The 8,552-nt window shown below is 58.8% G+C and carries 10 protein-coding genes; 6 read left to right on the top strand and 4 right to left on the bottom strand.

Translation table 11 applies throughout. The annotated features are described in order from the left end of the window. The coding region (locus tag GH681_RS23835) for a hypothetical protein (protein WP_228112037.1) at positions 1-507 on the top strand (507 nt) is incomplete at its 5' end. An 823-nt stretch (positions 508-1,330) separates the two neighbouring features. Here the strand turns inward: GH681_RS23835 and GH681_RS22260 are convergent. The 4 genes from GH681_RS22260 to GH681_RS22245 all read right to left on the bottom strand — a co-directional run bounded on the left by GH681_RS22260 (position 1,331) and on the right by GH681_RS22245 (position 5,661). After that, positions 1,331-1,519, bottom strand: coding sequence for an AlpA family transcriptional regulator (locus tag GH681_RS22260; RefSeq protein WP_153163704.1), 189 nt, complete (start codon positions 1,517-1,519; stop codon positions 1,331-1,333). Positions 1,520-3,154: 1,635 nt separating this feature from the next. Beyond that, positions 3,155-3,385, bottom strand: a complete 231-nt coding sequence (locus GH681_RS22255) for a DUF2188 domain-containing protein (RefSeq protein ID WP_153163706.1) — start codon at positions 3,383-3,385, stop codon at positions 3,155-3,157. A 71-nt stretch (positions 3,386-3,456) separates the two neighbouring features. Beyond that, on the bottom strand, positions 3,457-4,422 hold the full coding sequence (locus tag GH681_RS22250; RefSeq protein WP_153163703.1) for a hypothetical protein: 966 nt from the start codon (positions 4,420-4,422) through the stop codon (positions 3,457-3,459). 3 nt (positions 4,423-4,425) lie between these two features. Beyond that, complete coding sequence (locus GH681_RS22245) at positions 4,426-5,661, bottom strand: hypothetical protein (RefSeq protein ID WP_153163702.1); 1,236 nt, start codon at positions 5,659-5,661, stop codon at positions 4,426-4,428. A 244-nt stretch (positions 5,662-5,905) separates the two neighbouring features. On the opposite strand from GH681_RS22245, the gene GH681_RS22240 reads away from it, so the two are divergent. From GH681_RS22240 to GH681_RS24190, 5 genes are all read left to right on the top strand, one after another. Then, positions 5,906-6,235: a helix-turn-helix transcriptional regulator gene (locus GH681_RS22240; RefSeq protein WP_020200576.1), complete on the top strand. Its 330-nt coding sequence runs from the start codon at positions 5,906-5,908 to the stop codon at positions 6,233-6,235. 13 nt (positions 6,236-6,248) lie between these two features. Further along, positions 6,249-7,178, top strand: a complete 930-nt coding sequence (locus tag GH681_RS22235) for an ImmA/IrrE family metallo-endopeptidase (RefSeq protein WP_228112035.1) — start codon at positions 6,249-6,251, stop codon at positions 7,176-7,178. 18 nt (positions 7,179-7,196) lie between these two features. Continuing rightward, complete coding sequence (locus GH681_RS22230) at positions 7,197-8,045, top strand: hypothetical protein (protein ID WP_228112034.1); 849 nt, start codon at positions 7,197-7,199, stop codon at positions 8,043-8,045. Positions 8,046-8,135: 90 nt separating this feature from the next. Beyond that, positions 8,136-8,324, top strand: coding sequence for a hypothetical protein (locus GH681_RS22225; protein WP_153163700.1), 189 nt, complete (start codon positions 8,136-8,138; stop codon positions 8,322-8,324). 79 nt (positions 8,325-8,403) lie between these two features. Continuing rightward, positions 8,404-8,552, top strand: a 149-nt coding sequence (locus tag GH681_RS24190; protein WP_153163699.1) for a transposase, incomplete at its 3' end; no start/stop codon positions are given.

The following is an 8,552-nucleotide window of genomic DNA, read 5'->3' as shown; positions in this document are numbered from 1 at the left end:
AGCCACTGCTGCGCACCTTCCGGCAACGCTGCTACAGGCGGCAGCGGTAACTTCTGTTTCTGCCTTGGCATAACCATTCCCTCCGGGTCTGATGTTATGCCTCAAACACAAAAATTCGGACAGGCTCGGTACGTCCAGACAGAAGTGCTAGCTACCATTCTTAGACTTATCGACGCCGCGCGGGAAAATTACGGATTGGTAGAGATCCGCCTTTTCCTCAGCAGGCGACTGTCAACGTTCCGCATTGAGGGCTCATCCGACGAGATTCTTGTCACTCGCGAGGATCCGAAGGACAACGCGTCCCGCTATCTGCGGAGTCATCGGGATTTCCCCGCCTTTGTTAACGAGTTTGACTGGGTACGCGATGAGGCGCACGAAGTTGCCATAGTGGGTGATGATGGGGTGCCGGCAACGCTTCGCACAATGTTTGAGGAAAGTGCCCTTGTCACGAGCTTGGAGGAGGAAGCAGTGCAGGCCATCAGATCCGGATCGCCGTATGCTCGCTGACCTAGATATCCCAATGGAATGGGGTCGCGTTCGAGAAGAGCCGCTAGCAGCCCTTCAGTGTGCCGTGAAGGCCTGGCTGATGAGGGAGAGCCCAAATTGTCTGATCCATCCCCACGGCTTCTACGTTGTGCTTCTTGGGCGTACCGAGACGGAGGAGTGGCGCTTGCATTTCTGGCCTCACGGGCCGCGAATTGTGACCGGGATGCCTGCGTTCATCCACACGCATAATTGCCACGTTGAAAGCCGGATCCTCAAAGGTCAGATCACGAATATTCTATACAACGTGAGCGCAGACTCGACCGGTTGCCAACCACTTTACGAAGTCGACTACAGTGGCGATAGATACGCTGCGGCCACATCCAACCGTCTCCGGAAGACCGCCACTCGAGTCCATGTCGCTATTCAACAGCGGGATACGTATACGTGCGGAGATACGTACAACGTCGAACGCAATGCCTATCATGAAGCCGTGGTATCGGATCGAGACTTCACGTCAACGCTTGTCTGCATGCATGGGCGCTCAACGGATTCAGTGATGGTCGTGGGGCTGGATGGATATCCGCAAACTATCGCCTTTACACGCGCCGAGTATCGCGCGCTAGACTTTGCCGAATGGCTTTAGCTATGAGCGATATGTTCCCACTGGAGCCAAACTTGCCGACGACGCGCGAGCATTCCCTGGTGAGTTGGAAGAAGTGATTTGCACTGCTTGGCCTCTCGTTGAGGCCATAAGATTGGCACGGAGGAAGCGTCCGTTGTGGAGTCGGAAGCCGTCATTAGGCTACGACTGACCCGAATGACCGCAGTGGGGCGATTCAGGGCATCAATGGCTCGTCCAGGCTTCTTGGGCTGCGAAGAGACGGCGCTGCCAACCGCGAATGGCGACCTCGCTCCAGTAGACGTATTTCCCGACCCGCACAGGGGGCGGAAAGGAGCCGTCCTTAACCATATTTTCGATCGTTCTGGGTGAAATGTTCAGACGCTCGCACAGGGTGGCCTTGTCCAGCAGCATGGCGAATTGCTGTGCGTCGCGGGATGTCGTCGGAGTAGTGTCGGTGCTGTCGTTCGATGTGCGTGCGCGGGCCATAGGGCGAACCTGTAAGTGATGACGCAGGTGTATAGGTGCAACAGGTGGGGGATGAGAGCGGACTCGTGCGCTAATCGAGGTCACCCGCGGAATAGGGCTGCGCAGGTGAGTTCTCAGGTAACGGCCTCACGCATATGAGGGGGCGCGTTGACGCGGAGGCGCGTTCGCGAAGGTGTCGCGGCGTGATGTACGGTGATTGGCCACCGTCCTGGGTAGACGACGGCGCCGATGTCTGGCGTTCGACATCTTGGCGTATTGGGCGTCGCTTTTCGTAACGGGTGACGTGCGACGTCCCGGCCAATACAACGGCGTGACGAGAAGCCCATCGTCCGATTGATGCCAACGTGTTTTTTAGCTGCATTTCGTTACGGACTGACGAAAGCGTACGCCGCGTATTTCATCACGGCGTGACTTGAAAGGCGTCACAGTGTGACGAAACGCACTGCGATGACCCGCTAGAACGGCCTCTCCTGCGGCATGACGGCGAGGAGGTGGCAGCGGGCGCCACGGAGACGGGCCTTCATGAAGGCGTGGGCATCATCGTCTGTCCCACCGCCTATACGTTCACTCCGCCAATCTGATGGAGTAACGAAAATGACCGATTCAACGAAGACCTCAAGCCCCACTCCCTGCTGTTCAGACGAAGCCTCTCCTGCGCGGCGGGGCAGGCCGGCCAAGCATGCATCGGCTGCTGAGCGTCAGCGGGCCTACCGAGCCCGACAGAAGGAGAGGGGCATGCGGGAAGTGAAGGTATGGTCGCGCGATCTGCGGTCTCCGGAAGTACCCTTGTGTTCGGACATCATCGATTTGTCGGAGGTGCGTCGGTGGTGAAGCAGACGGACTCACCGTCAAAGCCTCGGGCCGTGAATTGCGCTGGGCATGCCAGCCGGCGCGGCTGTTAGCAGCGTGAAAACGCGTGATTTACTGAGAGCCTCTCCGGAGGCTCTTTTTTTATGTGGCGAGTGTGCGCGGAGCGGGGCATTTCGCTAGGTGTAGACCTGTGCTCATGTCAAGCCGGGAGTGCTCATCCGTGCTCTTCACTCGCTGCGGTTTGCATTGCGCTTGGCCAGAGTGGCATACTCCTGCCACCGTTGGCTTCTGACGTTTTTCTGTCAGGGGCAATGGAAATCGTCTGCGCTTGACTGCGGTTCAGTGCGACCAAGTGCTTGATTCTACGACCTGTTGCGTGTAGCTGCGCAGCGGACAAAGGCTATTTATGCCTTGAAAATCCGCGTGTCCGTGGTTCGATTCCGCGACTGGCCACCAAAATTCAGCGCCCAACTGTTCTCAGTTGGGCGTTTTCATTTGTGCTTCCCGCATGACACGCGGGGTTCCCGCACATTCTGCGTGTGCGACCGAGGTCCTATGGCCTGGCAGGAACATCCCCGGTTGCCCTCCGTTCCGCCCTCTCTTCTCTCGAAATCGGCGCTAACTTCTTCGCCGTGGCACACGCAGACGGCGTTGTTCGTCAATCACTTATGCGTGCGCCGACGGAAATGGTTGGCTCGCGGGTTTGCACGAGCAAAGCAGAACGGCAAACCCGCGAGGCCAGCCTCCAGGTCAACCCTTGGGCGGGAACGGATCGTCACCGTAGCTGTTGCGCTCACGGATCTGGCCGTTCCGCCCTTGGATGAGCATCTCGCTCTGCTGGTTGATGGCGATGTCCCGCGCACGGTCAATCGCCTGTTGCTGCGTGTTATGGATGGAGGTGAGACGGTCGTTGCCTTCTCCCCGCACACCCCATTGATCGCCGCCGTTGATGGGTACGACCCATTGGTTCTTTCCGCTCATTTCAATCTCTCCAAAAAATGAAAAAGTCAGGCTCTTGAAGTCAGCGCGAGCCAGGCGCTTCGGTGCTGAATTCATGTCATGACGTTCGCCCCCTTTCCAGTTGCCGAACACGGCATCGCATACAGTCCAGCGCGTTGCTGTGTGACGACGAGTGCCCCGTAGGCTGCCAGTCGAGCCTCGTGCTCCGGCTTGCCCTTGTCCTTCGACTTGATCTTGAACAGGTCAATCGGCTTGTCGCTCTTCTGGCCAGCGCGCTGCATGATCCTTTCGCCGTCCACCTCGGCCCCCTTGAACGACCAGAGCGCTTCGAACACCTTCGCTTGACCGTCAGTAAAGCGGATCGGCGCTGCCTGCACGTCCGGCAGCGTCGCCCACTTGAAGTCCGCCGAGAATGGCCCGTTCACAGGTGCGGCCGGATCGGCCACTGCTGGCGCTACAGACGGTACAGAAGGGATGAAGGCGATCCCGCCGCCATAGAACGTGAATCGTTCTTCCAGCGCCAGCCATTCCACACCGGAGCCGAAGGGCGATCCACGGGTCGTGCGCGGCCTGGGGGTGATTACCCGGATGTTGCTTCCCGCCACCCGAACACGATCCAGCAAGGACGGCTCATGCAGCACTCTCGTCAGCTCTCGGGCCAGCACGACCGGCGAGCTGCGGGCATTACCGAGCCGCCAAGCACCGTCGCCCAAGTCATCGATGTCGTCGCGGCTCTCGATGTCGAGCGCGAGGCGCATTTTCTGCCGCAGCCAGTCTTCGTCCAGGGCCAACGCCGCACCGTCGATTGCCTCGACAGGAACCTGGCCACACTCCGGGCACCGGCAGATCCGACCGTCCCGTCCATCGCCCCAGACCTGCGCCCGATGCTGCTGACAGTGGGGGCAGAGCACAAAAAACTGATCCACCACTGTTGGCCTGACGGCTTTGCCGAGCATAGACAAAGCAGATACCTCGCGTGGCGACAGCGTGGCACGCAGCACCGGCGTGCCACCTGCGAACAGCCGGCAAACCAGGGCCCAGGCATCGTGCGTCGTCATTGGTCAGTCCTCGAAAGCGGATGAGGAACTGACTGGGTCGGTCTCTGGCGGCAACTCCTGGGCGCTGAGGGTCTGGCCCTTCTGCAAGATGCCCACCGCAACCAAGTAGCCTTCCAGCTGCGCCTGCATCTTCGCGTCGAACTTGTGCAGGTTCAGCCGCCCTTTGCTGGTCACTTCGATGGTGACCACCTTGGGGCGAGTCCTGCCCGGCTCGGGTGGGTAGTAGAGATTGACCTGCGCCGCCGTCACCGCCCACTGCCCCTCCAGCGGGCCCGGCAGCTTCTCCTTCAGCAAATCGTGCACCGAGCGTTGCTGGCTGGATTGCATCGCCGTGCATTCGATCTTCAGCGCCGTGTCAGGGCTGAGCAGGGTGAGTGCCTTCAACTGAACCATCGAGAAGCCGTCCTCGAACGCATCCGGCACATCGAACCCGGTGCGCAGCATCGACAGATCCAGAGTCGGCGACTTGATCTTGTGAGCGCTTGCTTTCACGCCCAGCACATGCTCCGCGAAGGCCTCGACCAGCATTTGCTGATACTTTGCACCGCCGCGCACCAGCGTGCGCACTACACCGGTGGACTTGGCGTACTCCAGCACCATGTGGATGTTGGGGTTGCCGACCCGGCGTTTCAGGGTCGCTCCCTCGAACTCCAGGCGCAGCATCGCCATGTCCTTGACATGGACCGACAGCAGGAACACGCCCGGGCTGCGCTCGACCAAGTGCGCCACGCTGCCGTCTCCGCATTGGAGTTCGCACTTGTAGAAGGCCGAGATGGCGTGACGCAACGCGGTCAGATTGGCATCCGAACCGTTCGGTTGGCGTTTCAGGCCAAGATCGTATTGCTGTGTCTGTTGCCCATGCTGTTCCCAAAAGCTGAAGTCATAGGCACGCTCGAACAGTGCCGGGTGGTGGACGTAGAGCCAGAAGGAACGATGGATGTCGCTTGCACACAGCGTCAAACCCGCCAAAGCGGCACCGTCGGTCACGGCCGCCTCAAACATCGCCTGCTTACCAGCCGCATCGCCCAACTGAACGCTGGCCATGAGGTTGGCCGTCATCCGGTCGCGGGCAGCAATGTCGGGCCAGACTTTGACCGCTTCGACCAGAAACTGGCTGGTCTCCGGTGTGTCATCCCAGGCAAAGCCATCGGGCACAGGCAGGCTATGGGTGGTCAGGAAGTCGCGCAGCGTGGCGTCCACCGGCAGCTCGAGCATCACGTCGACAAAGGTCTTCTTCATCTTGATCGTCCTTTCTGGATCGGCGTCGAAGGTCTGCGACCGATGTACGGACTGCACTGGCCAGCGACTAGGTTACTGAACACGCACCCCACACAAGTAAAGCAGCGAGATACAAGCGCGATTCTGAACCTCAGATTTCCGCTTGTCAATCAAAGCGGCACATCTAGACCTTATTTGTATCTCGCGGCTATACTAGCGATCTTGTTTTTGTTAACTGACTGTTTTCCCCTACAGGAGCATCGCTATGGCTTCAGCGTTCGGAGCACGCCTGCGACGCTTACGCGAGGCGAAGAAATTGACCTTGCAACAGGTCGCCGACGAAGTCGGCTGTACCAAGGCGTATATTTGGGAACTGGAAATGAAGGACGGCCAGCGTCCATCCGCTGAACGGGTCCAGGCCTTGGCCAGGGTGCTGGGCGTGACGATGGAGGACATCATGGGCGAGCCCATTGAACAGGTTCCTCAGGCCAGTCCAGAAGATGTGGCCTTCTTCCGCGAGTACGCTGGAATGACGGACGAGGAGAAGGATCGTTACCGTCAGGCACTCAAAATCATGTTCCCCGACAAGAACTAAGGCGGTCTGACAATTGAGCTCATCCCAGCCCCTAACTGGTTCCATCGCGGCCAGCACCGTCTTGAGATGGTTGCGGGCGTGGCACGCCGACGGCATGCCGGATGCCGTGGATCTGGAAGTCGTCCGGCAAATGCTTCCAGAGACGCCTTACGGCAAAGGGGTGCGGGAGATCAAGGCCCCGATGGTGCTGGACATCAATAGCTGCGAAGGCATGTTGGTGCGCAACCCACAGGACAACGCAGAGTGGGGCATCTTCTATAACGGCAAGGCAAACCCCGAACGCCAGCGTTTCACCATCGCTCACGAACTGGGCCACTTCATTCTTCACCGCGATCAGCGGCAAAGTTTCAACTGCGACAAGGAAAGCGTGTACTCCGGCGCTGACACTATCCGTGTCATCGAACGTGAGGCGGACGACTTTGCCAGCAACCTGCTGATGCCTGGCGACTTGCTGCGCGAGTGGATCTCGAACCAGCGCGTCGACTTGCATGTCCTGAGCGCCCTAGCCAAACGGTTCCAGGTGTCGTTCGAGGCGCTGTGCATTCGGTTCATCAAATTCACCACGCAGCGGGCAATCCTTGTCTATTGGGACAACGGTTTCGTGAAGTACGAATGGCGCAGCAGTAGCGCGGTCAAGACGCGCGCCCGCATTCGGCGCACTGACGATCCGCAGGAACCATTACCCGGCACCCTGGCTGCTGATTCCACCGTTGAGCAGGAGTGGGATGGCACGGAGATGTCTGCCGCGATCTGGTGCCCGGAGGAGGCACCACACATGAAGTTGCGCGAGTTCAAGCACAGCTACACCACAGGAGATCGCGTCCTGACCCTTCTGCTACTGGAAAGTGCTGAACCACGGTCATGGGATCGGTCTTGGCAAGACGGCGAGAGCTTTGACAGCTTCGATCAGTTTGTCTCCAACGGCCAGATGCCGGTTCGCTGATTGGCGGCAATACAAATCATGACCCTAAACGCCATCGTCGCCGACATCAATGCGATCCTCTCGAAGCATGGCGTTTCCGATGCCATGCAACTGCGCGACATTACCGTGACAGACAAGACCGTCAGCGACATGGCGAAACCGACCCCGAGGTTGTCGGATGCGATTACAGCCCATCTATGGCCAAGCATCAGCTCGGCGACCGTCTATCACTACACGTCGCGTGAGGCGGCAGAAAACATTCTCTCGACCGGAATCTTCCGATTGACGAATATCGAGAAGCGACTCACCGATGGGGAGATCGTCACCTTCTGCCAGACGCATGGACTGCGTGGATACCTTGAGCCTGATGCAAGTGGCGAACCGACGTATCGCGCTCTGTTGCTGCCGCAGTTGTTCTATGCATCTTTCACAGAAGCAAACCTGTCGCACGAAGACGAGGAATACTTCTGGCGAAACTTCGCTGCGTCCGATGGTGTTCGGTTGACCATCGACATCACGGCCAAGAACCCCAATTTCCGGAAGATCGTGTACGAACCGCAGCCAGGGACGCCCATCCCGCTACTGACTGATCTGGTTTCGACCATTCGGCAGCAACATGGGCGTGAGTTCGTGCTTCAAGGCATCTCCAGATTGTGTGCCTTCTACCTGTGCGGTCAGACCTACAGTCGAGAGAAGGAGTATCGGGCTCTGTTCAAAGCGTGGCCGGACTTCGGCCCTCAACCGGTAGGTACGGGGCCGACTGCGTATGTCGAAGTCCCGCTGAATCAGATGACCGATTTCGGGTACGAATTCCGGATCACCGAAGTGCATGCGAGTACGCGGCCGAGCATGCCAGATCACTATTGCTTCAATCAGCGCATCAGTTAGCGCGAAGACCCGCGCACTCACGCTAAATCACGTTACGCGAAGTGCCCTTGGTTTCTAGCATGAGCAGCGTTTTCCATCGGAACGCTTACCATGACAGAAATCGAACCTATCTCCATTTGCACATCACCTGACCGGCCACGGCACGGGCATCAAGAAATCGCTGATCTGTTAGCTGCCGCGCTGCTGCGCCTTCGTGCCCGCCAATCGCGCGACATCCCCAAAAACAGCGAGCAGGTTTGCCTTGGCTTCCCCGGCCAACAGCGCGTGAATGCGAAGTAAGCGTCCAGCCAAGTCATCTCCTCAGTCGCTCGTAATCCCCTGACGATCATGTCCTCCAACACCATCTTCTGGAGGACACATGGACGCTTCAACAGTCAATTTTCCCACCGCCGGTCGGCGTCGTGGTCGGTACAGCGACACCTTTAAGGCAGAGATCGTGGCCGCGTGCAAGGCACCCGGCGTTTCAACGGCTGCGGTTGCGCTGGCCAACGGCCTCAATGCCAACCT

This window comes from Zoogloea sp. 1C4 (assembly GCF_009469605.1).
Taxonomy (GTDB): Bacteria; Pseudomonadota; Gammaproteobacteria; order Burkholderiales; family Rhodocyclaceae; genus Zoogloea; species Zoogloea oryzae.
This window is presented reverse-complemented; position numbering and strand designations above follow the sequence as displayed.